20 protein-coding genes are annotated in these 23070 nt (G+C 61.5%); 8 read left to right on the forward strand and 12 right to left on the reverse strand.

The features are described from left to right. Window positions 1-39: 39 nt before the first annotated feature. The 7 genes from M5C56_RS11580 to arnC are packed head-to-tail and all read right to left on the reverse strand — an operon-like array spanning window position 40 to window position 7674. Window positions 40-1401, reverse strand: coding sequence for a UDP-glucose/GDP-mannose dehydrogenase family protein (locus M5C56_RS11580; RefSeq protein WP_103495130.1), 1362 nt, complete (start codon window positions 1399-1401; stop codon window positions 40-42). Continuing rightward, entirely contained in the window at window positions 1398-1805 is a 408-nt protein-coding gene (arnF, locus tag M5C56_RS11585; protein ID WP_103495131.1) for a 4-amino-4-deoxy-L-arabinose-phosphoundecaprenol flippase subunit ArnF, read from the reverse strand. The genes M5C56_RS11580 and arnF overlap by 4 nt, the downstream gene beginning before the upstream one ends. Next, window positions 1802-2146, reverse strand: coding sequence for a 4-amino-4-deoxy-L-arabinose-phosphoundecaprenol flippase subunit ArnE (gene arnE / locus M5C56_RS11590; RefSeq protein WP_103495132.1), 345 nt, complete (start codon window positions 2144-2146; stop codon window positions 1802-1804). Before arnE ends, arnF begins: the two co-directional genes overlap by 4 nt. Then, window positions 2143-3792: a lipid IV(A) 4-amino-4-deoxy-L-arabinosyltransferase gene (gene arnT, locus M5C56_RS11595; protein ID WP_103495133.1), complete on the reverse strand. Its 1650-nt coding sequence runs from the start codon at window positions 3790-3792 to the stop codon at window positions 2143-2145. Before arnT ends, arnE begins: the two co-directional genes overlap by 4 nt. Next, complete coding sequence (gene arnD, locus M5C56_RS11600) at window positions 3789-4673, reverse strand: 4-deoxy-4-formamido-L-arabinose-phosphoundecaprenol deformylase (RefSeq protein ID WP_100943353.1); 885 nt, start codon at window positions 4671-4673, stop codon at window positions 3789-3791. The genes arnT and arnD overlap by 4 nt, the downstream gene beginning before the upstream one ends. Then, complete coding sequence (arnA, locus tag M5C56_RS11605; protein ID WP_103495134.1) at window positions 4673-6664, reverse strand: bifunctional UDP-4-amino-4-deoxy-L-arabinose formyltransferase/UDP-glucuronic acid oxidase ArnA; 1992 nt, start codon at window positions 6662-6664, stop codon at window positions 4673-4675. Before arnA ends, arnD begins: the two co-directional genes overlap by 1 nt. Further along, window positions 6661-7674 carry an undecaprenyl-phosphate 4-deoxy-4-formamido-L-arabinose transferase gene (gene arnC / locus M5C56_RS11610; RefSeq protein WP_103495135.1) on the reverse strand — a complete coding sequence of 338 codons (1014 nt, stop codon included), beginning with the start codon at window positions 7672-7674 and terminating at the stop codon, window positions 6661-6663. The genes arnA and arnC overlap by 4 nt, the downstream gene beginning before the upstream one ends. A 396-nt stretch (window positions 7675-8070) precedes the next feature. On the opposite strand from arnC, the gene M5C56_RS11615 reads away from it, so the two are divergent. Next, window positions 8071-9732: an MFS transporter gene (locus M5C56_RS11615; RefSeq protein WP_103495136.1), complete on the forward strand. Its 1662-nt coding sequence runs from the start codon at window positions 8071-8073 to the stop codon at window positions 9730-9732. Then, the gene (locus M5C56_RS11620; protein WP_103495137.1) at window positions 9729-10874 is read left to right on the forward strand and encodes an HlyD family secretion protein; all 1146 of its coding nucleotides are present in this window, start codon (window positions 9729-9731) and stop codon (window positions 10872-10874) included. Before M5C56_RS11615 ends, M5C56_RS11620 begins: the two co-directional genes overlap by 4 nt. A gap of 7 nt (window positions 10875-10881) precedes the next feature. On the opposite strand, the gene M5C56_RS11625 is transcribed toward M5C56_RS11620, so the two are convergent. Genes M5C56_RS11625 through M5C56_RS11635 form a run of 3 tightly spaced genes read right to left on the reverse strand, consistent with a single transcriptional unit; the run spans window position 10882 to window position 14167 of the window. Continuing rightward, a complete protein-coding gene (locus tag M5C56_RS11625; protein WP_103495138.1) occupies window positions 10882-11709 on the reverse strand; it encodes a metal-dependent hydrolase in 828 nt (275 codons plus the stop codon). 14 nt (window positions 11710-11723) lie between these two features. Beyond that, entirely contained in the window at window positions 11724-12620 is an 897-nt protein-coding gene (locus M5C56_RS11630; RefSeq protein ID WP_103495139.1) for an SDR family NAD(P)-dependent oxidoreductase, read from the reverse strand. Further along, a complete protein-coding gene (locus M5C56_RS11635) occupies window positions 12617-14167 on the reverse strand; it encodes an NAD(P)/FAD-dependent oxidoreductase (RefSeq protein ID WP_103495140.1) in 1551 nt (516 codons plus the stop codon). Before M5C56_RS11635 ends, M5C56_RS11630 begins: the two co-directional genes overlap by 4 nt. A 252-nt stretch (window positions 14168-14419) precedes the next feature. On the opposite strand from M5C56_RS11635, the gene M5C56_RS11640 reads away from it, so the two are divergent. From M5C56_RS11640 to M5C56_RS11665, 6 genes are all read left to right on the forward strand, one after another. Continuing rightward, window positions 14420-15412: an alpha/beta hydrolase gene (locus tag M5C56_RS11640; protein WP_103495141.1), complete on the forward strand. Its 993-nt coding sequence runs from the start codon at window positions 14420-14422 to the stop codon at window positions 15410-15412. Between the two features lie 242 nt (window positions 15413-15654). After that, window positions 15655-16932 carry an alkane 1-monooxygenase gene (locus M5C56_RS11645; RefSeq protein ID WP_103495142.1) on the forward strand — a complete coding sequence of 426 codons (1278 nt, stop codon included), beginning with the start codon at window positions 15655-15657 and terminating at the stop codon, window positions 16930-16932. A 138-nt stretch (window positions 16933-17070) separates the two neighbouring features. Continuing rightward, complete coding sequence (gene praA, locus M5C56_RS11650; protein ID WP_103495143.1) at window positions 17071-17562, forward strand: alkane oxidation protein activator PraA; 492 nt, start codon at window positions 17071-17073, stop codon at window positions 17560-17562. 169 nt (window positions 17563-17731) lie between these two features. Then, entirely contained in the window at window positions 17732-18223 is a 492-nt protein-coding gene (gene praB, locus M5C56_RS11655) for an alkane oxidation protein activator PraB (protein ID WP_103495144.1), read from the forward strand. 122 nt (window positions 18224-18345) lie between these two features. Beyond that, a complete protein-coding gene (locus M5C56_RS11660; protein ID WP_103495145.1) occupies window positions 18346-19788 on the forward strand; it encodes an outer membrane protein transport protein in 1443 nt (480 codons plus the stop codon). A gap of 224 nt (window positions 19789-20012) precedes the next feature. Next, window positions 20013-20927: a LysR family transcriptional regulator gene (locus M5C56_RS11665; RefSeq protein ID WP_103495146.1), complete on the forward strand. Its 915-nt coding sequence runs from the start codon at window positions 20013-20015 to the stop codon at window positions 20925-20927. 16 nt (window positions 20928-20943) lie between these two features. On the opposite strand, the gene M5C56_RS11670 is transcribed toward M5C56_RS11665, so the two are convergent. Both M5C56_RS11670 and M5C56_RS11675 read right to left on the reverse strand, forming a co-directional pair. After that, window positions 20944-21717 carry a substrate-binding domain-containing protein gene (locus M5C56_RS11670; protein ID WP_103495147.1) on the reverse strand — a complete coding sequence of 258 codons (774 nt, stop codon included), beginning with the start codon at window positions 21715-21717 and terminating at the stop codon, window positions 20944-20946. 35 nt (window positions 21718-21752) lie between these two features. Further along, entirely contained in the window at window positions 21753-23051 is a 1299-nt protein-coding gene (locus M5C56_RS11675; protein ID WP_103495148.1) for an MFS transporter, read from the reverse strand. Between the last annotated feature and the right edge of the window lie 19 nt (window positions 23052-23070).

The raw sequence follows: 23070 nt of genomic DNA on the forward strand, positions 1-23070 counted from the left end.
CGTTTGTTTGCTCAGTAACCCTATGCAAGGGTCAGGGCATCATTCCAGACCGTGACGGGTCACCGGCAGATCCAGCGACGCACCGCGACCGATCGCAAAGTAGGTGAAACCTTTGCGCTGCATGCGGTTGGCGTCGAACAGGTTACGGCCGTCGAAGATCACCGGCGCTTTCAGGCGCTGCTTGATCAGTTCGAAGTCCGGCGCCTTGAACTGTTGCCATTCGGTGCAGATGATCAGCGCATCGGCGCCGACCAGTGCCGATTCCGGCGTGCCCATCAGCGACAGGCCCGGCTCATCCGGATAGATGCGCTGGGTTTCCTGCATGGCTTCCGGGTCGAACGCGCGAACCTGGGCGCCGGCCGCCCACAGGGCTTCCATCAGCACGCGGCTCGGTGCGTCGCGCATATCGTCGGTGTTCGGCTTGAACGCCAGGCCCCAGAGGGCGAAGGTCTTGCCTTTCAGGTCACCCTTGTAGAACGCGTTCAGGCGGTCGAACAGCTTGTGCTTCTGACGCTCGTTGATCGCTTCGACCGCTTGCAGCAGGTCGCTCGAGCAGTTGGCTGCCTGGGCGCTGTGGATCAGGGCGCGCATGTCTTTCGGGAAGCACGAACCGCCGTAGCCGCAGCCCGGGTAGATGAAGTGGTAACCGATGCGCTGGTCGGCGCCGATGCCCATGCGCACGGCTTCGATGTCCGCGCCCAGGTGTTCGGCCAGTTCGGCGATCTGGTTGATAAAGCTGATCTTGGTCGCCAGCATGCAGTTGGCGGCGTACTTGGTCAGCTCGGCGCTGCGCAGGTCCATGAACATGATGCGGTCATGGTTGCGGTTGAACGGGGCGTAGAGGTCGCGCATCACTTCGCGGACTTCTTCACGCTCGCAGCCGATGACGATCCGGTCCGGACGACGGCAGTCTTCCACCGCCGAACCTTCCTTGAGGAATTCCGGGTTGGAGACGATATCGAATTCCAGGGTCCGGCCGACTTTGTCCAGGGCGGCTTGAATGTGCGCGCGCAGGGTGTCGCCGGTGCCTACCGGAACGGTGGATTTTTCCACCAGGATCAGCGGATCGACGCGGTGACGGACCACGGCATCGCCCACCGAGAGGACGTACTTGAGGTCAGCCGAACCGTCTTCGTCCGACGGCGTGCCGACGGCGATAAACAGCACCTGGCCATGCTCGATCGCCAGCTTTTCGTCGCTGGTGAAGTGCAGGCGGCCGCTTTCCAGGTTGCTCTTGACCATGGTCTCCAGCCCTGGTTCGAAGATGGGGATGTGGCCTTTACGCAGCAAGTCGATCTTGTTCTGGTCGACGTCCATGCAGACGACATCATGACCGACTTCGGCCAGCACAGTCGCCTGCACCAGACCGACATAACCGCTACCAATTACGCTGATTTTCATACGGAGTCCCTAGGACGGGGTATACGTGGAGAGTTGATCGTTAGCACGCCGAGAATGACCAGGGCCACTCCCAGCGATTTCGAAAGACTGAAGCTTTCATTGAAAAACGGCAGGCCGGCGGCCAGCAGGTAGACCAGCGCGTAACTGACGCTGAGCAACGAGTAGGCACGGCCTAATGGCAGGTCGCGCAAGGCGGCCAGCCAGCAAAGCATGGACAGGGCGTAGGCGAGGATCGATGCCGCCACTACACCCAAGGCGAGTAACGATACGTCCTGAGTCATCAGGGCGTCCAGCCACTGTGTCGGTTCCGGCAGGCGGGTCATGCTCCAACGCATGCCCAACTGGGCACCGCTGACCAGCAGGACGCTGCCGGTGGCCAGGGTAAAACCGCGAGCCTGGCTCATACGTGACGCCCCAACAGGACCACACCGGCGATGATCAACGCCACGCCCAACCAATGGCGGGTGTCGATCGACTCCTTGAACAGGTAGTGCGCCACCAGGGTGATCAGGACAAAGTTCAGGCTGAGCATCGGATAGGCAATCCCGACCTCCAGCCGTTGCAGGACCAGCAGCCAGACCAGCAGGCCGAAACCGAGGCTGGCCAGGGCCAGCCACAGCCAGGGCGAACGCAGTTTATGCAGGATGCCCAGGTCCGGGCCGCGCCAGCTTTCGACGGCGAACTTCTGCGCGACCTGGCCCAGGCACGTCAGCAAGCAAGCGCTGAGCAACAAGATCAGGGTCATGGGGTGGTCTTCGAAAAAATCAGGATAACCATGTTGCCTTCTTCATAGCGAACATGATCCTTGGGCAGCAGGTCGATCTCGTGCAGTTCGTCCTCATCCTTGACGCGCATCACCACACCGACCTGGCCTTCACGCCGGGCGTTGTCCATCCAGGCCTGGATCTGGCTCAGATCCTGAGCGCGACCGGCGGTCTCGGGATAACCCAGGCCGTACTGCAATTCACCCTGGGTGTTGTAGAGGGTGATATCGCTGCGTTTCATGCGCCAGGCCAGCGCCGAAGCGGCACCCAGGTCATTGCTCAGGAAGTGGCGGCTCTGGCTCAACTCTTCGGCATGGTGGGCGATGAACTGGTCGGGCATCTTGTTGTGCACGATGACGTTCGGCATCGCCGCCGGCAGCAGCAATACCAGCATGCCCATGCCCAGCGCCGGGGTGGCCCAGAAGGTCAGCGGCTTGAGCAGGGGCAGGAGATTGACCAGGATCCAGCTGCCGATGAACACGCAGAGCAGGGTCAGGTGCAACGGCTCGTTATCGTAGAACGGCTGCTTGATCTGGAAATACACCAGTGCCGCCAGTCCCGCCAGGCCCAACACCAGGTTGAGCAGGCCGTTGAGACGAGGAACCTGGCCTTGGGCAAGCTTGATGCGATCCATCAGCGAATGCCCCATCAGCAACGCCAGGGGCATCAGGCACGGCATGATGTAGGTCGGCAGCTTGCCGCGGCTGAGGCTGAAGAACGCCAGTGGCAGCAACAGCCAGAGCAGCAGGAACACGGTGATGCGCTGACCCTTGGTACGCCAGGCGTCCTTCAGGGTCACCGGGAACAGCACTGCCCATGGCAGGCTGGAAGCCACGATCATCGGCAGGTAGAACCACCAAGGCCGGGTGTGTTGCGCGTCTTCGGCGGCAAAACGACGGATATGCTCGTGCCAGAAGAAGAAACGCCAGTAGTCCGGTTCCTGGAGGTGAACCGCCAGGACCCAGGGCAGGCTGATCAGCGTGGCCACGACCACGGCCACCAGGCCATAACCCACCAGTTCGCGAAAACGCTTCTGCCAGATCATGTAGGGCAGGGCGATCAGCACCGGCAACAGCAGGGCGAGGAAACCCTTGGTCATGAAACCCATGCCGCAGGCCAGGCCCAGGCCCACCCAAGACCACAGGCGTGCCCGTGGGGTACTGCCGTCGATGGCGAACCACAGGGCGACGAAGCTCAGGTTGACCCAGAAGGTGAACTGCGGATCGAGGTTGGCATACCCGGCTTGCCCGGCGATCAGGCCGAAGCTCATGTACAACGCGGCGCAGGCAAACTGCTTGCGTTCGTCGTTCCACAGGCGTCCGGCAATCAGATAGACCAGCAGCACGCTCAGCCCGGTGCTCAGGGCCGAAGCGAAACGCACGCCGAAAAAGTTCTCACCGAAAATGGCCTGACCGATGGCGATCATCCAGTAGCCGGCGATGGGTTTTTCGAAGTAGCGCAGGTCCATGAAATGCGGCGACGCCCAGTGGCCGTGCCGGAGCATTTCCTGGCCGATCTGGGCGTAGCGGGTTTCGTCGGGAATCCACATGCCATGGGTGACCAGTGGCAGGAGGTAGAACAGCAGAAAAGCGAGAAACAGCAACGGCAAAGCCCAGCGCCTGGTCATCCCTGCTGTACCCCAAGCCAGCCTTCACGGCCGCCGAGGGTGCCTCGGACCAATTGCCCTGCGGGCAGGCGGTCCAGTTGGGCCGGCAATAGATTGACCAGGGGTTGGAACTCGATATCGCGCGCCTTGGCCTGGGCCAGCAGCTGGCGAAACTCGTTTGCCATCAGAATCCCTTCTACTTCTGCGTGAATCGTGTAGACATTCAGGCGCGCCGGACTGAACCGGTCGAGAATGAACGCATTGAAATCTTTCGCGGCCAGATCCGCACCCACGACTTCGTCGAAGGTAGGCAGGTCCACGGGAATTTGCGGGGTCCCCAGGCTGCCATCCGCCAACCGTGGCAGAAACAGACCGTGCCCGCGGCAGTCGCTGTTATAGCGAAAACCGAAATGCTCCTTGGCTTGCACGACACGCTCGTCCGCTCGCCAACCGGCGGTGGCCGAACATTCGACGGCTTGCCCGGTGATATCGCTCAGGCAATCGACGCCGCGACGGATCTGTTCGATCAGTTCGGCTTCGCTCCAGCGCCCGGCGTTGGCCTGCCAGCCGTGGTGATCCCAGGCATGCAGGCCGACCTCATGGCCGGCGGCCAGGGTCTGGCGCATCAGATGCCCCAGATCCCGACCGATCGGCTTGCCTGGCCAGGCAGTGCCGGCCAGCAAGATGTCCCAGCCATAAAGACTGGCAGCCTTGGAACGCAGCATCTTCAGGAGGAACTGGGGTTTGATGAGGCGCCACAAGTGGCGCCCCATGTTGTCCGGTCCAACGCTGAAGAAGAACGTCGCCTTGACCTGGGCCTCGTCGAGCAGTTCCAGCAACCGCGGTACCCCTTCACGGGTGCCGCGATAGGTGTCCACATCGATGCGAAGTCCAGCCTGCATCAGCGCTTGTCCGCGATTTCGAGCATGGCTTCTTTCAGGAAGAAGTCCAGGGTGTTACCGATGGTTTCGCTCATCTCGACGGTCGGCTCCCAGTTCAGCAGGCGCTTGGCGTTTTCGACGCTTGGTTTGCGGTGCGACACGTCCTGGTAGCCAGTACCGTAGAACGCCTTGCTTTCCACGTCGCGGAAACCGGCGAACGGAGGGAAGTTGCTGCGCAGCGGGTGAGCTTCGAACTGACGCAGCAGTTCTTCGCCCAGCTGACGGATGCTGGCTTCGTTGTCCGGGCTACCGATGTTGATGACCTGGCCGTTGCAGCAGTCGTTCTCGTTGTCGACGATACGGGCCAGGGCCTCGATGCCGTCGGCGATGTCGGTGAAGCAGCGCTTCTGCTCGCCGCCGTCGAACAGGCGGATCGGAGTACCTTCCACCAGGTTCAGGATCAGCTGGGTGATGGCACGGGAGCTGCCGATACGCGCCGAATCCAGACGGTCCAGACGTGGACCCATCCAGTTGAACGGACGGAACAGGGTGAAGTTCAGGCCCTTGGCGCCGTAAGCCCAGATCACGCGGTCCAGCAGTTGCTTGGAGACCGAGTAGATCCAGCGCTGCTTGTTGATCGGGCCAACGATCAGGTTCGAGGTGTCTTCGTCGAAGTTCTCGTCCTGGCACATGCCGTAGACTTCGGAAGTCGACGGGAAGATCACGCGCTTGTTGTACTTGACGCAGTAGCGAACCAGCTTCAGGTTTTCTTCGAAGTCCAGTTCGAATACGCGCAGCGGGTTGCGGGTGTATTCGATCGGGGTGGCGATGGCCACCAGCGGCAGGACCACGTCGCACTTCTTGATGTGATACTCGATCCACTCGGAGTGGATGCTGATATCGCCTTCGACGAAGTGGAAGTTCGGGTGGCTGCGCAGGCGCTCGATGGCGTCGGAGCCGATGTCCAGACCGTAGACGTCGTACTTGTCGTCACGCAGCAGGCGCTCGGACAGGTGGTTACCGATGAAGCCGTTGACGCCCAGGATCAGTACGCGGGTACGACGTGGCTTGCGGCCCGACTCGGCGCCACGCAGGAAGGAACCGTCCACCAGGCCCAGTTCGTTGGCCAGTTGCGGGCCGCTGAGGAAGAGGCCGGCGTCGTTGCGCTGACCGGCCTTGATCACCAGGGAGTCTTCACCGCAAGCGATGCGCAATGGGTCGACGCTGATTACACGGCCAGGGGCCTGACCTTCGTTGCCCTTGACGACTTCGGCGCTCCAGACGATCAGCTTGTGCTCGCCCACGGCGCAGAAGGCACCCGGGTAAGGTTGGGTCACGGCGCGGACCAGGTTGAACAGCTCTTCGGCAGGCTTTTTCCAGACCAGCTTGCCGTCAGCCGGGGTACGGCGACCGAAGTAGGTGGCCTTGGACTCGTCCTGGGCGGTTTCGCTCAGTTTGCCGGCAGCCAGTTGTGGCAGGGCTTCACCCAGCAGGGCTGCAGCGCTGTCACGCAGCTTGGTGTGCAGGGTCAGGGCGGTGTCGGCACGGTCGATGGCGACGCGGTTCTGCGCCAGGATGCCACCGGCATCGGCACGCTTGACCATGCGGTGCAGGGTCACGCCGGTTTCGGTTTCGCCGTTGACCAGCACCCAGTTGGCCGGTGCGCGACCGCGGTAGCGTGGCAGCAGGGAGCCGTGCAGGTTGAACGCGCCGTTCTTGGCGGTGGCCAGCAGCTCTTCGCTCAACAGGTTGCGGTAGTAGAACGAGAAGATGTAGTCCGGGCTCAGCTTGGCAATGCGCTCGATCCACAGAGGATGGTTGGCATCTTCCGGGGCGTGCACAGTAATGCCCTTGCGAGCACAGAGTTGCGCTACGGAACCGTAGAAGGCGTTCTCCTTCGGGTCGTCGGCATGGGTGAACACTGCGGCGATGTCGTAACCTGCGGCGAGCAGGGACTCGATGCCGGTGCAACCAATATCGTGATAGGCGAAGACGACAACTTTCGGATTCATGGTGCGACCTGATTGGAGGTAGTAGTAGAAGGGGTATCACCAGCAGCGCTGGCAGGAGACGGCTGGCTACGCAGCACTTTCTCGATGAAGAAGCGCGGACGTGCGCGCACGTCACTGTACATGCGGCCCAGGTATTCACCCAGGAGCCCCATGCCGATGAACTGGCCGCCGGTAAAGACGAACAGGATAGCAAACAGCACGAACGAACCGTCACCGGCCCAGGCGGCGCCGAAGATCAGGCGCAGCACCACCAGCAGGATGGCGAACAGGGCGCCGAGACCGGCCATGGTGAAACCGATGATGCTCAACAGCCGCAGGGGCGTGGTGGTCATGCAGGTGACCAGGTCGAACATCAGGTTGATCAGGCGCATCGGGCTGTATTTCGAGTCACCGTGCTCGCGCTCGGCGTGCTGCACCAGTACTTCGGTGGTGTGCCGGGCAAAACTGTTGGCCAGGATCGGGATAAAGGTGCTGCGCTCGCGGCAGGCCAGCATCGCATCGACGATGGTCCGGCGATAGGCGCGCAACATGCAGCCGTAGTCGCTCATGGCGACGCCGGTGGAACGTTGCACGGCCATGTTGATCAGGCGCGACGGCCAGCGGCGCAGGGCCGAGTCCTGGCGATTGTTGCGCACGGTGCCGACCACGTCGAAGCCCAGGGCACACTGTTCCACCAGACGCGGAATTTCTTCCGGCGGGTTCTGCAGGTCGGCGTCCAGGGTGATGACCACATCACCGGTGGATTGCTCGAAGCCGGCCATGATCGCGGCGTGCTGACCGTAGTTGCGGTTCAGGATCACGGCGATGACCTGGCTGCCTTCACGCTCGGCGGCTTCCTGGAGAATGTCGGCGGAGCGATCACGGCTGCCGTCGTCGACCAGGATGATTTCGACATCCTGGGTCAACTGCGAACAGGCCGCCTCGGTGCGGCGCAACAGTTCTGGCAGGCTCTGTTCTTCGTTATAGACCGGGATAACGATCGACACGCGCTGAATTGGATAAGGTTTCAAAGGCTTCTTTCCAGAATGGTTTCAATGGTGCGGCGATGCTTCAAGCCAGCCGATAGCATGCCGGACTCAACGCTCGGGCACAATGAACGATACCTTTTATGCGGACAAGCATAGAGGCATGACCGTGGGATGATACAGGGGTAATAAAAGACATGCGGCGATTTAAGCCTAAAAAAATGAAATGTCAAAGCTGCATTGCAGCGTTATGTTCATGATTTTTATCAATTCCCTGGCCCGAAGCGCGGGCAGGATTCTACGGTAAACGCCCAAATGTGAAAAGCCTATGAAGAAGAGATGAACGACCTGTTGTTTTTGCTCAATAGACAGCGGCGATTCAGGTAATCTGTGTTGCCGCGCAAATAAGAGTCGCCTTCCGGTGTTTGGAGCAAGGCCCCGATGAACCAATACGCGCCGCACGACTGGCAGCCCCACGAGCGCCCCAGCCTGCCCGGATCGCCGTCGACGCCGTTGCATTCCACGCCCAGGCGCTGGGCCTATGCCATGGTCGGACTGCTGGTGGCCTTGACCGGCGGCCTCGGCAATTCGCTGGTGATCGCCAATTTGCCGTACCTGCAAGGCGCCCTGGGCTCGACCACGGCGGAGATCGCCTGGTTGCCGGCGGCCTATGTCATGACCAATGTCTCGATGAACCTGTTGCTGGTGAAGTTTCGCCAGCAATTCGGCTTGCGAGCCTTCACCGAGGTGTTCCTGGTGCTCTATGCGCTGGTGACTTTCGGCCATCTGTTCGTCAATGACCTGAGTTCGGCGATTGCCGTGCGTGCGGCCCACGGCATGGTCGGCGCGGCCCTGAGTTCCCTGGGCCTGTATTACATGATCCAGGCTTTTCCGGCTAAATGGCGGCTCAAGGCCCTGGTGCTGGGGCTGGGCACCTCGCAGTTGGCGCTGCCCCTGGCCCGGCTGTTTTCCGAGGACCTGCTGCAGATCGCCGAGTGGCGTGGGCTGTATCTGTTCGAGTTGGGACTGGCCCTGGCGGCCTTGGGCTGCGTGTTCCTGCTCAAGCTGCCGCCGGGCGATCGCTTCAAGACCTTTGAAAAACTCGATTTCCTGACCTTTGCCATCCTCGCTACCGGCGTGGCGCTGCTCTGCGCGGTGCTGTCCCTGGGGCGGATCGATTGGTGGCTGGAAGCGCCCTGGATCGGCATCGCCTCGGCGGCCTCGATCGTGCTGATCCTCGCCGGGCTGGCAATTGAACACAACCGCAGCAACCCGATGCTGATGACCCGCTGGCTGGGCAGCGGGGCGATGATCCGCCTGGGGCTGGCGGTGATCCTGATCCGCATGGTGCTCTCGGAGCAGTCCACCGGCGCGGTGGGCTTTCTCCAGGCCTTGAACATGGGCAGCGAACAGATGCGCAGCCTGTATGGGGTGATGCTGCTGGGCAGCATCGCCGGATTGGCGGCCAGTGCCCTGACCATTCACCCCGACCATCTGCTCAAGCCGCTGATCATTTCCCTGGCGCTGATGGCGGTCGGCTCGTCAATGGACAGCTTTTCCAACAACCTGACGCGTCCGGCCAATATGTACGCCAGTCAGTTCCTGCTGGCCTTCGGCGGGACCTTTTTCCTCGGCCCGACCATGGCCCTGGGCACCCGCAATGTGGTGACCAACCCGCGCAACCTGGTGAGCTTTTCGGTGTTGTTCGGGATCTGCAACAATCTCGGCGGCTTGATCGGCTCCGCGTTGCTGGGGACCTTCCAGGTGGCGAGGGAGAAATTCCACTCCAGCAGCATCGTCGAACACCTGACCCTGATCGATCCGCAGGTCGCCGCACGCCTGCAAAGCAGCAGCGCGGCCTATGCCGGGGTGATTTTCGACCCGTCGGCGCGCACCACCCAGGGCATGCAGGCGCTGGCCGCGTCGGCGACCCGCGAAGCGAATATCCTGGCCTATAACGATGTGTTCATGCTGATTGCGGTGATCGCGGTCCTGACCATGCTGTGGATCTTCGCCCGCAGCCTGTGGTTGCTCAGCATGAACAGGAAGATTGCCCGCAACGCCCCGTCTCCCACTCTCACCAGCGGTGCCCCTTCACGATGAGCGAACCTGCGACCACGACCAATGCCATTGCCGCCACCCCCGAAGGGGTCACCCCGGCCGGCGCTTCGTCCACCGAACCAAGGTCCCTGGGGGTACGGATCGTCTCGTCCCTGGGCTTTGCCGCGATTGCCCTCACCGGTGTGCTGATCGTGTTGTATGCCTGGCAGCTGCCGCCGTTCGGCAGCGCCATCGAAAGCACCGAGAATGCCCTGGTGCGCGGACAGGTGACGTTGATCGGTCCGCAGCTCAGCGGCTATGTGTACGAAGTGCCGGTGCAGGACTTCCAGTTCGTCAAGGCCGGCGACCTGCTGGTGCGCCTCGACGACCGTATCTATAAGCAGCGACTGGACCAGGCCCTGGCCCAACTGGACGTGCAGAAGGCCGCCCTGGCCAACAACCTGCAGCAGCGCCGTAGCGCCGAGGCAACCATTGCCCAGCGCCAGGCGGCCCTCGACAACAGCCGGGCCCAGGTGCTCAAGAGCAGCGCCGACCTCAAGCGCAACGAAGCGCTGATCGCCGATGGCTCGGTGTCCCGGCGTGAACTCGACGTGACCCGTGCCGACCATGCCCAGACGGACGCGGCGGTGACCCAGGCGAAGGCGGCGCTGGATATTTCCCGCCAGGACCTGCAAACCGTGTTGGTCAATCGCGGTTCACTGGAGGCGGCGGTGACCAACGCCGAGGCCGCGGTGGAGCTGGCGCGGATCGATTTGTCGAATACCCGGATCACCGCTCCCCGGGACGGCCAACTGGGGCAGATCGGCGTGCGCCTGGGGGCGTATGTGAACTCCGGCGCGCAGTTGATGGCCCTGGTGCCGGATCGGCACTGGGTGATCGCCAATATGAAGGAAACCCAGATGGCGGATGTGCGGGTGGGGCAGGCGGCGAGTTTTACCGTCTATGCCCTCAACCATCGTCGTTTCTCTGGCCGGGTACAGCGTATTGCCCCGGCGACCGGCTCGGAGTTCAGCCTGCTGCAGGCCGATAACGCCACCGGCAACTTCGTCAAGATCGCCCAGCGGGTGCCGGTACGGATCATCGTCGACCCGGGGCAGGAGGAGATCGACCGGCTGCGCCCGGGGCTGTCGGTGGTGGTGAGTATCGATACCGCCAGTCAGGTCCAGCCTGTGGAGCCTGACTGACAGGCTATCAGGGGCGCTGCTTATCCATCGCCTCGACCAGGGCATCGATGCGTTGCAGATGCTCGCGGTTGTCATGGTCCCAGGGATGGAAGCCGGGCTTGAAGTAATCCAGCCAGGGCAGGGCGATACACGGGAACACGCCGTGGCGGCCGAACAGGTACTTGAGCATGGACCAGCAACCTTTGAGCGGATGACCGGCCTTGCGGTCGGCGATCAGCAGGCGCACATGAAAGTCGAACACCACCAGCCAGAACATCAGCGTGGTGCTGAGCATGCTGCCGACACGGATCAGGTAGCGCCCTGGTCCCGGCTTGAGCGCGGCATTCCACACATCGAAGGCCACTGACTTGTGCTCGGTCTCCTCCAGCGCATGCCACATCCACATCTGCCGATAACCCTCGACCGAGTCGCCGAAGCGGCTCGGGTCGCGCAACATCAGATCAGCGAGCATTGCGGTGTAATGCTCCAGGGCAATGGTGATGCCCAGGTTGAAGGCGGGCGGGAAGTGCTTTTTCTGGAAGTCGAGGATTATCCGCAACCGTCGATCGAGCTTGTGCGCCGGCAGGCCGGCGGCTTGCAGCATGTCGTTGTAGCGCAAGTGCTCGCGGCTGTGCATGGCTTCCTGGCCGATGAAACCCTGGATCTGGCGCTTGAGCTCGGGGTCGTGCACCCGATCCCGGTAATGGCGCACGCTGTCCATGAAGAACAGTTCGCCGGAGGGAAACAGCAAGGACAGGGCATTGAAGAAATGCGTGACCCACGGGCCCTGGGCATGCCAGTCCTTGGCACGCTCGGCGGGCAGGTCGACACGGACATCACGGCGTACAGGCAGCATGGCTGGCACTCCTTTCAATTGAGACCGCCGGCGTCACTGGCGTCGGGCCGGGTCTTGCGTTTGCCCGAGGGCGACATGCGTCGGGTGACGAACACCACCAGGGCCTGATAGGCGCTGGGCAGCAGGCGCACCAGCAGATCCAGGGCATGGGCGTCGCGGCCGATCAGCACCCGTCGACGGTTTCTTCGCACGCCGTGCAGGATCTTCCGGGCCGCCTGGTCGGCATCGGTGATAAAGAGTTTCTCGAAATCCGCCCGGGCCTGTTCCTCGTTGTCGATCAGCAGGCCCTTGACGTTGTCACTGATCCGGCTGGAACGGGCGATATCGGTCTTGATGCCGCCAGGGTGCACGCAGGTGGCCGAGACACCGATGTCCATCAGGTCGAGTTCCTGGCGCAAGGACTCGGTAAAGCCGCGCACGGCGAACTTGCTGGCGTTGTAGGCGCTCATCCCCGGTTGGGCGAACAAGCCGAACACGCTGGAGGTGTTGATGATATGGCCGTGGCCGGTCTGCCTGAGGTAAGGCAGGAAGGCCTGGGTGCCATGGACCACGCCCCAGAAATTGATCCCGATGATCCAGTCGAGGTCTTCCTGGCTCATGCCTTCGATGGTACTCGACAGGGCCACCCCGGCATTATTGAACACCAGGTTGACGCCGCCATGCTCGGCCGCCGTGGCGGCCGCCCAGTCGAACAGAGCCTGGCGTTCGGCGACATCGAGGACCCGGGTGGTGATGCGCAGCGGTAGTAGCGCGGCGGCCCGGGCCAGTTCCAGGGTCTGTGCCAGGCCCTGGGGATTCTTGTCCGCCAGGGCCAGGTGGCAACCTTCGCGGGCCAGGGCAATGGCCAGGGCGCGGCCCATGCCGGCACCGGCCCCGGTAATGGCGGCGACTTTACCGTCGAAGGTCTTCATGGGTGGCCTCCGGGGGATCGGACTTGAACGGGAGCCGGTTCCGGGCTTGGGGATATCCGGGCAGAAACCTTGTAATCGCCGAGCTGGAAATGACGCGTGACCTGACGGAAACGCCAGGTCGAGCCGGGCCAGAGGGTGGTGTTCTTGCCGGTGCGCGGGTCCAGGTACCAACTGCGACAGCCGCCGGTTGACCAGATAGCGCGCTGGAGCTGCTGCTGAAGCCGCTCGTTGTAGCGACTTTCCACTTCGGGCCTGATCTCCAGGGTCTCGATCCACTGGCTGCGCATTTGCGCAAGGGCCTGAAGGATATAGGTGACCTGGGCCTCGATCATCAGGATCATCGAGTTGTGCCCCAACCCGGTGTTCGGGCCGATGATCATGAAGAAGTTCGGGTAGCCCGGCAGGCAGCTACCTAGGTAGGCATGGGCGCCGTCGGCCCAGGCATCGAGCACGTCGAGGCCGTTGCGTCCGATGATCAGGCCCCGGGGCAGGGGTTCGGTGGCCTGGAAGCCGGTACCGAAGATCAGGCAGTCGACGGGGTGGCGGACACCGTCGGCGGTGACCACGGCATCGGCCTCGACCCGCGTGACGGCCTGGCTGACCACTTTCACGTGGCTGCGCGCCAGCGCCGGATAGTAGTCGTTGGAAATCAGGATGCGCTTGCAGCCGATGGTGTAGTCGGGCGTCAGGATCTTGCGCAATGTCGGCGCGGCCACCTGGCGGTGCAGATGGCGTACGGCAATTTTCTGTACCAGCTTCATCAACTTCGGATAGCGGGCGAAGGCAATCACCCGGCTTTCCAGGGCCCAGTAAATGGCCGAGCGGGCCAGGCGTTGGGTAAAGGGCAGGTGTCGGAACAACCAGCGTTCGGCCGTCGACAATTCGCGATCCGGCTTGGGCAGGATCCAGGGTGGCGTGCGCTGGAACAGGCTCAGGTGCGCCACCCTCGGGGCGATCCGCGGCACGAACTGGATGGCACTGGCCCCGGTGCCGATCACCGCGACCCGTTTGCCTTCCAGTGCATAAGCATGATCCCAGTGCTGGGAATGGAAGCTTTTGCCCTGGAAGTCCGCCAGCCCCGGAATATCCGGCAGCGCGGGACGCGAGAGCCCACCCATGCCGGAAATCAGCACCCGTGCCGACAGCTGGCGTCCGTTGGCAAAGCTCAGGGCCCAGCGCTGTCGGCTTTCGTCGAACACTGCGCGGCTCAGGGTCATGTCGAAATGCAGGTGGGGAGTGACACCGAAATCCTTCGCGCAACGCTCAAGATAGGCACGGATTTCCGCCTGGGGTGCAAATTGCCGGCTCCAGTGCGGATTGGGCGCGAAAGAGAAGGAGTAGACATGCGACTGCACATCACAGGCGCAGCCCGGGTAGTGGTTGTCGCGCCAGGTGCCGCCCAGGCTGTCGGCCCGTTCGGCGACGAAGAAGTCGCTGATGCCGGCCTGTTTCAAGCGAATGGCCATGCACAATCCGGCAAAACCGGCGCCGATGATCGCAATATCAACGGCTTCGCCATCTGGCGGGGGTGACGAGTACGCATTCATGGTGTGTACCTCGATTGTGGCAACGCCTGCCGATGATTGGTGGCGTTGGATGAGTCCTCAGCATTGCATATTTAAATTAAATGTTTTAAAAAATAATTTAAATAACTTACCTGAAAATATCGCCTACGCTAGTGTTCTGCCGAACCCTGGCGACTCATCCGACCGATGGGCCTGTTTATCAGGTGTAGGCGATTCTCGAGGTGGCAGCCAATCCCGGCGCTGCGCCTTGGGCAGGGATGCAAGGGGCGAGCAATGGGATGGGGCGTTGGGGTTGCACTTTTTGCGGCGGCAAATGCCGCGCTATGGGTCATCAGCTCACGGATCAACCGGGGCATCGAAGCCGCGGTGCCCGCCGAGGGGCGTTTTATCGAGGTGGGCGGCGAATGGATTCATTATGTGGATGAGGGCAGCGGCCCGGCCCTGGTGATGATCCATGGACTGTCCGGCTGTGGACGCAACCTCACCTATGCCTTGTCGCCGCGTCTGCGCGAAGAGTTCCGGGTGATTACCCTGGACCGTCCCGGCTCCGGCTATTCTTCCCGTCACCCGGGTGCCGAGGTTGATATCCCGGCGCAGGCCAGGCTGATCGCCGAATTCATCGGCAAATTGGACCTCGATCGCCCACTGGTACTCGGACATTCCCTCGGTGGCGCCCTGGCGCTGTCCCTGGCGCTGGATCATCCGCAGTCGGTTAGCGGCCTGGTGCTGGTAGCCCCCTTGACCCATCCCCAACCCCTCCTGCCTCCGGTGTTTCTGTCATTGGGGGTGAGGCCGGCATTCTTGCGCCGCTGGTTTGCGCGGGTCCTGGCCACACCCATCGGGATGCTCGGGCGCAAGGCCCTGATCAGGGCAGTGTTCGCTCCCGAGCCGCCGCCCGATGACTTTGCCGAGCGCGGCGGCGGGTTGCTGGGCATGCGCAGCGATAACTTCTATTGCGCCTCCAGTGAGATCGCCACGGTGAACAATGACCTCCCGGATATGGTCAGGCGCTATCCCTCCCTCAAGCTGCCGGTGGGCCTGATCTATGGCTCCAAGGACCGCGTACTGAATTACCGCAAGCACGGCGAATCGATGCTCGGCAAGCTGCCAGGCCTGTCCCTGGAGATTGTCGAAGGGGCCGGACATATGTTGCCGGTCACCGCCGTGGCGCCGGTGGTCGAGCTGGTCCGCAGCATCGCCCTGCGGGCAAAACCGCAAGCCGGGCTCGCCGTGGATCAGGCAACCCCGGTGCTGGGGGCTTCCTGAGCGAGCGGCTGGCAGGTTGATCCAGCGCGACGTGACGACATTCAACATTCGATAAAAAAATAGTTGACGAGCTAACGAAATCGGGCTAAATATTTAAAAAAATGTTTTGAATGTTTTTTTTGAAAGTGCAATTGAGCGATTAAAATAATGAAAATAACGCTTTCTGACGCATTTGCTTTCTTCCTGCCTGCCCATCAGTCGGATGCGCGGCCGTGTGCTGTTGTGACCCTGCGGAGGCTGCCATGAGCGCTTCCCTGGCGGCACCCGGGATCTGGACCGACGGCAAGCGGCATCTGTGGTGGCTTGGTGCTTTGCCAATGGCCACGCCACTCTTGTCCGGCCTGTTCGCCCTTGCCACCGGCATCCAGTCCTTGTGGTGGAGCGGGGTGCTGGTGATCTTCGGGCTGATCCCGATGATCGACGGCCTGTTTGGCGAAGACCGCAACAATCCACCGGAAACCATGGTTCCGGATCTTGAGAAACAGACCTACTACCGCTGGATCATCTACACCTGCGTGGCCCTGGTCACCCTGTCGATGATCAGCACCGCCTGGCTGGCGGCGGGCGGCATCGATTGGTTGATCGGCGGTGGTCTGCTGCGGCTCGGCGAGGCGTGGTCGTTGCACGGTGGTCTGGCGAGCCTGATGGGCTATATCACCGAGCGTGCCCAGGTGCACGGCAGCGTCGGTGCGTTCACCTACCTGGGTATGGCAATGTCCACCGGGGCCGCCACCGGGATCGCCATCAACATTGCCCATGAGCTGGGACACAAGACCCGGCCACTGGAGCAGTTCCTGGCGAAGTTGTCCCTGGCGCCGACCTTCTATGGCCACTTCTTCGTCGAGCACAACCGTGGTCATCACGTGCGGGTTGCCACCCCGGAAGACCCGGCCAGCTCGCGACTGGGAGAAAGTTTCTGGCGCTTCCTGCCGCGCTCGGTCTACCACAGCCTGCGTTCGGCCTGGCACCTGGAGCGTGATCGGCTGGGCAAGCTCGGGCTGCCGGCCCTGCACTGGAAAAACACCGTGCTCGGCGCCTGGATGTTCAGCGTGGTGATGTGGGGCGGCTTGATCCTCTGGCTGGGCAGCGCGGTAATTCCCTTCCTGCTGATCCAGGGGATCTACGGATTCTCGTTGCTGGAAGTGGTGAACTATGTCGAACACTACGGCCTGTTGCGCCAGAAGTTACCCAATGGCCGTTATGAGCGCTGTTCGCCACGGCACTCCTGGAACAGTAATCGGATTGTCACCAACATCTTTCTCTTTCAACTTCAGCGGCATTCCGATCACCATGCTTACCCGACACGCAGTTATCAGGCCTTGCGTCACTTCGATGAGTCGCCGCAACTGCCATACGGTTACGCAAGTATGATTGTCTGGGCCTATGTACCATTTCTCTGGCGGCGGCTGATGGATCACCGGGTGTTGGCGCACTATCAGGGCAATGTGCGGCTGGCCAACTTGCAGCCCTCCCGACGTTTGGAGTTATTAAGGCGCTACGGCACTCGTCACACGGATTGAATAGAACCATTGAATAACATGCCCATTTTTCAAAGTGCGCATGGCGGGAAGACTCACGCCAAGATTGGCGAAGGGGTCCCGGATGGAAGATGAAGTTGCTCCATAAAACAACAATAAAGACCAGGAAGGACGTCAGCCATGCACTCAATTCTATTAGCTTTTCGGGTACTTGCGGTACTGCTGGGTTTTTCGGCCGTGGCCCCGGCGTTTGCCGCCGCGCGGATGGAACCGGCCAATAGCGAGTTCAGCGCCAAGGGCCCGATCAGTTTTGCCAAGAGCATCATCAATGCCGACTGCACCATTGAAGTCAGCGGCCGGATCAGCGCCGACGGCAGTTATGCCAGTGTCGAGAAGGTCGGTTTCGACGGTGGCCTGAAGTGCGGCCAGGTCGAGGCCACGCACTTGCCCTGGAAGCTGGTGGCCAGGGACGAGGGCAGCGGCTCGATGTCCGGTATCCAGGTCACGGTGCACGCCCCCTTTGTCGGTGGTGATTGCGGGCCGACCACGGCAACCGGCACCTGGAACAACAGCAGCGGAAAACTCCAGGCGGCGGATGTGGCATTGGACGGCGGCTGCACCATCAAGACGGTATCGATCCAGATGCCGCCGAACTTTCGGGTTGTGCCCTGAATGGAATAACCCGTTATTGGACGGCTGTTAAAAAGTTATACAGCGGATTTTGAAAGTTTGGCTGGAAAAGGAAGCTCGGTCGCTGTTGCTGTCGTGGTACTCCGTGTTGTCCGTAAAGGCCATTACCCCCGGCGAAATGAATCGCCATACCATGTGAGGAATAACAACAATGAAAGGCATCAAGACGCTCGTCTCGTTCACGGCAATGGCTGTCTGCTTAGGCGCGGCATCCATGGTTAACGCGGCAACCATCACCAGCCCTGCTGCTGGAAGTTCATTTAGTGCGCCAGGTACCATTACAGTGAGTTCGCCGGCCTCGGGAAATATTCCGGTTCAATGTAACATCACTTTCAGCGGTACGGTCGCATCTGACAGTAAAACCGCCTCGATCACCAATGCCTCCGTCAGTGGCAGCAACTTTCTGTGTGGTATTCCGGTGATGCAAAACCTGCCCTGGACTCTGACACCGACCTCCACCACCACGGCAACAGTCTCGGGGGTCAGCTTCAAGATTCTTTCCAATTGCGGCACCGCCAACATTCTTACCAACTACGGTGGCGGCGCGCTGACTCTTTCGAGCAGCCCACAATCCGTCGGCACCTGCAAAATCACTCAGCTCAGCGTCTCACCGAGTCCGACCTTCGTCATTACCAACCCTTGAGGTTGGGTTGAGAACAACGTGCTGATCACTCGTTGATAAGACCGGCGCCTCTTCGGAGGCGTCTGTCGAGTGCTGGTGAGCCGGAATGATTTGTTGCGGTTGATAATAATAAGGAGCGGGGAATGAATAATAAGAAACAACAATTGCACGTCGCTGTCGCACTGGCAGTTTTGGGGGGGCTGGTCACAGCTGGGTCTGTCCAGGCCGGTGGGTTTTCGACGCCGACCTACGGTGCACCTGGCTGGGGGCGTGCCTTCGGTGGTGGTTCACTGTTCAAGAATGATCCCAGCGCTGCCTACAACAACCCGGCGGCCATGGCCTTCATTGATCAGAATGTCGCGCAACTCACGGTCGACTATGCCCGTATCAAATTGAAGTACACGGGTACCGCTACCGATTATCAAGGCAATCCCGCGTCGACAACGCCAGTCAATCCCGATGGTTCTCTTGGCGATCCGATCCCGCTGACCGGCAATGGTGGCCAAGGCGGTTTTACGGCCTGGGTTCCAACCGGGTTCCTGGTCATACCGATCAATGATCGTTTTGCTTTTGGCCTCAGCCAGGTGGTTCCCCAGGGGATGCGCAGTACCTGGGATGAAGACTGGAAAGGCCGTGACTTTGCCGTGGATACCAAGATCGAGACCATAGGACTTACGGGCTCGCTGTCGTTCAAGGTCAACGATGCCTTTTCGGTGGGCGGCGGTGTCATCGTGCAACACACCAATGGGTTCGTCAGCCAGAACCTCAACCTGACTGGCGCGGCAGCCTTGTCCCCGGGGCTGGGAGGCATTCCCTTCCCATCGGGCGTCGGCTCGAACCTGATGCGTGTGAAGGTGGACAACACCTCGGTCGGCTGGTTTACCGGGGTGGTTTGGAAACCGACCGATAGGGACACCCTCGGGCTGAACTATCACGCCAAGATCAAGAACAAGCTGGAGGGCAAATACAATATTTACGCTGATTCGATCGGCAGGGAGTACACCACCCAACCGGTAGGGCCCAACGGAGAGACCCTGGTAGGGCTGGCCTATCCCGGACTCAGCCTCAATCCGGACGGTGCCAACGCCAGTACCCAGCTGGATATCCCCGCCACGGCCGGCCTGGACTGGGTGCATGTGTTCAATGATCGTTTCACCCTGGGTGTCAGTGCAACCTGGACCCAATGGTCGTCTTTCCAGGATCTGACGCTGAAGTCCAATGGCAATCTTATCGTCTCGATTCCCTATAACTACAAGGACACCATGATGTACTCGGTGGGCGGTGACTATCGGTTCACTGATCGCCTGACCCTGCGCGCCGGTGTGGCCTTCGACGAGACTCCGACCCGCAATTCGACCCGCGATCCGCGGATCCCGGACAACAACCGCTGGTTCACTTCCCTGGGCTTTGGCTATGAGGTCAAGGAAATACCAGGGTTGAGCGTCGATGGGGCCTATTCACACCAGTTTGTGAAAGATGCTCCGATCAATACCCAGAACGTAGATCGCCTGGGTGGCTCGACCCTGAATGGCAAGGTGGAAGCTTCCGGCGATGTGGTCAGTCTGTCGACGACCTACAAGTTCTGATAAGAGGTTGCGGCGGCCGTGACCGATCAAATGGGTTGAAAACACCGCGTAACTGCAGGAGCGAGGCTTGCCCGCGAAGCTTTTGGCGTCCTCAAAGACGCCATCGCCGGCAAGCTGGCTCCTGTTCGATTGCGACGAATAACGCGCATTCAAACTTAACTCATGCATCGAACTGGCAGACTCATGCGTTAAACTGATCAATCAGTTTCCGACGAGTAAGCCCGGTGGCCATCAACTTCGATTTGAACGACTTGCAGGCCTTCCGCGCCGTGGTCGAACAGGGCAGTTTTCGCAAGGCGGCCCAGGCCATCAATATTTCCCAGCCGGCGTTGAGCCGACGTGTCGACAAACTCGAGGAAGCCCTCGGTGTCCGGCTGTTCGAACGCACCACCCGGCGGGTCAGCCTGACCCAGGTAGGCCGGGCATTCGCGCCGACCGTGGAGCGTTTGCTGGACGATCTCGACCTCGCACTGCTGGGCATCACCGACGTGGCCTCGACCCGGCTCGGGCATGTCACGGTGGCGTGTGTGCCGTCGGCGGCCTATTACTTCATGCCCAAGGTGGTGGCTCACTATCACCGGCAATATCCGAAGATCAAGGTCAAGGTGCTCGACTCCAGCGCCAATGACGTGCATGCCGCCGTACTCAGTGGCGAAGCGGATTTCGGCTTGAGTTTCACCGGCAACCTGCAGGCGGAAATCGAATTCGAGTTATTGGTCGAGGAGCGTTATGTCGTGGCCTGTCGCCGCGATCATCCGCTGGCCGGGCGGGCCAGCGTGACCTGGACCGAGTTGTACCAGCAGGACTACATCAGCCTCGACAAGACCTCGGGCAATCGCTTCCTGCTCGACCAGGCGCTGGTGGGGATCGAGGCGCAGAAACCTGGGGTCTGTGAAACCCGGCACGTCACCACCATGATCGGTCTGGTGGAGGCCGGATTGGGCATCGCGGCGGTGCCGACCATGGCGATGCCAGTGGGCGACGAGCATCCGATTCTCACCAGTGTGCCGTTGGTCGAGCCGGAGGTGATGCGCAAGGTCGGGTTGCTCAAGCGCCGGGGACGGGTGCTGACCCCGGCGGCGCGGGAACTGGAGCGGCTGATTGTCGAGATGAAACTGCCGCATACCAGCGGATCCTGAGCAAACCGGCGTGTGATCAATGAAGAACGGAATCCAGCCCGGTGGCCTTCACGGTGGCTTGGGCGGCCGGAGCGGCGAGGTATTCAAGCAGGGCCTTGGCCTGTGCCGGATGCTCGGCCCCCACCGGGATCCCGGCGGCAAAACGTGTCACCGACTGCACTGATTCCGGGATCTTGCCGACATAGGTCACCCCTGGCACCGGCAGCAGTTCGCTGACCTGCTGGAAGCCCAGTTGAAAGTCACCGGTTGCCACCACCGAGGCCACCGGGATCTTCGGCACCATGGTTGCCTTGGGCTTGAGCTGCGTTTCGATGCCCAGGCGCTTGAACAACTGATCCTGGATATACACGCCGCTGGCACTGTCGGAGTAGGCCACGGACTTGGCCTTGAGCAGCGTGTCTTTCAGTTCGGCTTCGGTGCCGATGGCCGGTTTGGCACTGCCTGCGCGTACCACCAGGCCGATCCGCGAATCAGCCAGCTCGACCCGCGAGCCGGGCAGGACCTTGCCTTGCTTGATCAACTCGTCGAGGGCGTAGCCGACCATGATCACTACATCGGCCTTTTCACCGCGTTCCAGCCGGTTGGGAATGGCTTCCGGGGCCTTGCCCATGGACGGGCCGAGAACGGTATCGAGGGTGTTGCCGCTGTCGGCGGCGAATTTCGGGCCGAGGAGCTTGTAGGCGGCGGTGAAGCCGCCGGAGGTCATCACACGGATTTCCTCGGCCTGGGCCGCGATGCTCGCCAGGCTCAGGCTGCCGAGCAGGGCAAGTTTGAGAAACACTGATTTCATTGGATCTCTCTTTATTTGGTATCGAAAGGGCTGGCTTACACCGCCGGCTGGAACTGCACCCTGGCCTTGCGATAGAGAAACAGCGTTGCGCACAGGGCACAGAGTGCGGCAAAGCTCATCCAGTAGCCCGGCGAGGCCTTGTCCCCGGTGTACTGGATCAGCGCGGTGGAGATCGCCGGAGTGAAACCGCCGAACACCGCGGTTGCCAGGCTGTAGGCCAGGGAGAAACCGGCCACCCGGACTTCCACCGGCATGATCTCGGTCAGGGCCGCAACCATCGCGCCGTTGTACATCCCGTAGAGGAACGAGAACCACAGCAGTACCAGCAACATGCTGGTGAACGTCGGCGCCTGGACCAGCAGCGACAGCGCCGGATAGGCCGTGGCCAGGGTCAGGCCGGACATGGTCAGCAGTACCGGACGGCGGCCGATACGGTCGGAGAGGGCGCCGCCCAGGGGCAGCCAGCAGAAGTTTGAAACACCCACCAGCAAGGTCACCAACAGGCTGTCGGCGGTGCTCAGGTGCAGCACGGTCTTGCCGAAGGTCGGCGCATACACGGTGATCAGGTAGAAGGCGGTGGTGGTCAGCGCGACCATCAGCATCCCGGCAACCACGATGACCCAGTTCTGCGCCAGGGTATTGAACACCTCGCGCATGCCCGGACGGTGCTTGCGCTTGGCGAATTCCTCGGTTTCCGCCAGGTTGCGACGCAGCAGGAAGATAAACGGCACGATCATGCAACCGACCAGGAACGGGATGCGCCAGCCCCAATCGGCGACCACGCTGGCCGACATCCACTGGTTCAGCCCGTAGCCCAGGGCAGCGGCGATCACCACGGCGACCTGCTGGCTGCAGGACTGCCAGGCGGTGAAGAAACCCTTGCGCCCCGGTGTGGCGATTTCCGACAGATAGACCGAGACACCGCCCAGTTCGGCACCGGCGGAGAAGCCCTGGAGCAGGCGACCGATCAGGACCAGGGCCGGGGCCAGCAGGCCGATGCTTTCGTAGCCGGGCACCAGCACGATCAGGATGGTGCCGCTGGCCATGATCGACAGGGTGACGATCAGGCCTTTGCGCCGACCGACGTCATCGATATAGGCACCGAGGATCACCGCGCCGAGCGGGCGCATCAGGAAGCCGGCGCCGAATACGGCGAAGGTCATCATCAGCGAGGCGAACTCACTGCTGGCGGGGAAGAAGGCGGCGGCGATATAGGTGGCGTAGAAGCCGAACAGGAAGAAGTCGAACTGTTCGAGGAAGTTGCCCGAGGTAACGCGAAATACCGCGCCCGCCTTGGCACGGGCGGAACTGGCGGTCGGTGTTGTGGCGTGCATCGTGAAAGGTCTCCAGCAT

The organism is Pseudomonas sp. MWU13-2862 (genome assembly GCF_023242495.1).
Taxonomy (GTDB): domain Bacteria; phylum Pseudomonadota; class Gammaproteobacteria; order Pseudomonadales; family Pseudomonadaceae; genus Aquipseudomonas; species Aquipseudomonas gingeri_D.

Coding starts and splice junctions, on each gene's coding strand:
- M5C56_RS11580 (WP_103495130.1), bottom strand. CDS start 1,401: ATGAAAATCAGCGTAATTGGTAGCGGTTATGTCGGTCTGGTGCAGGCG.
- arnF (WP_103495131.1), bottom strand. CDS start 1,805: ATGAGCCAGGCTCGCGGTTTTACCCTGGCCACCGGCAGCGTCCTGCTG.
- arnE (WP_103495132.1), bottom strand. CDS start 2,146: ATGACCCTGATCTTGTTGCTCAGCGCTTGCTTGCTGACGTGCCTGGGC.
- arnT (WP_103495133.1), bottom strand. CDS start 3,792: ATGACCAGGCGCTGGGCTTTGCCGTTGCTGTTTCTCGCTTTTCTGCTG.
- arnD (WP_100943353.1), bottom strand. CDS start 4,673: ATGCAGGCTGGACTTCGCATCGATGTGGACACCTATCGCGGCACCCGT.
- arnA (WP_103495134.1), bottom strand. CDS start 6,664: ATGAATCCGAAAGTTGTCGTCTTCGCCTATCACGATATTGGTTGCACC.
- M5C56_RS11615 (WP_103495136.1), top strand. CDS start 8,071: ATGAACCAATACGCGCCGCACGACTGGCAGCCCCACGAGCGCCCCAGC.
- M5C56_RS11620 (WP_103495137.1), top strand. CDS start 9,729: ATGAGCGAACCTGCGACCACGACCAATGCCATTGCCGCCACCCCCGAA.
- M5C56_RS11625 (WP_103495138.1), bottom strand. CDS start 11,709: ATGCTGCCTGTACGCCGTGATGTCCGTGTCGACCTGCCCGCCGAGCGT.
- M5C56_RS11630 (WP_103495139.1), bottom strand. CDS start 12,620: ATGAAGACCTTCGACGGTAAAGTCGCCGCCATTACCGGGGCCGGTGCC.
- M5C56_RS11635 (WP_103495140.1), bottom strand. CDS start 14,167: ATGAATGCGTACTCGTCACCCCCGCCAGATGGCGAAGCCGTTGATATT.
- M5C56_RS11640 (WP_103495141.1), top strand. CDS start 14,420: ATGGGATGGGGCGTTGGGGTTGCACTTTTTGCGGCGGCAAATGCCGCG.
- M5C56_RS11645 (WP_103495142.1), top strand. CDS start 15,655: ATGAGCGCTTCCCTGGCGGCACCCGGGATCTGGACCGACGGCAAGCGG.
- praA (WP_103495143.1), top strand. CDS start 17,071: ATGCACTCAATTCTATTAGCTTTTCGGGTACTTGCGGTACTGCTGGGT.
- praB (WP_103495144.1), top strand. CDS start 17,732: ATGAAAGGCATCAAGACGCTCGTCTCGTTCACGGCAATGGCTGTCTGC.
- M5C56_RS11660 (WP_103495145.1), top strand. CDS start 18,346: ATGAATAATAAGAAACAACAATTGCACGTCGCTGTCGCACTGGCAGTT.
- M5C56_RS11670 (WP_103495147.1), bottom strand. CDS start 21,717: ATGAAATCAGTGTTTCTCAAACTTGCCCTGCTCGGCAGCCTGAGCCTG.
- M5C56_RS11675 (WP_103495148.1), bottom strand. CDS start 23,051: ATGCACGCCACAACACCGACCGCCAGTTCCGCCCGTGCCAAGGCGGGC.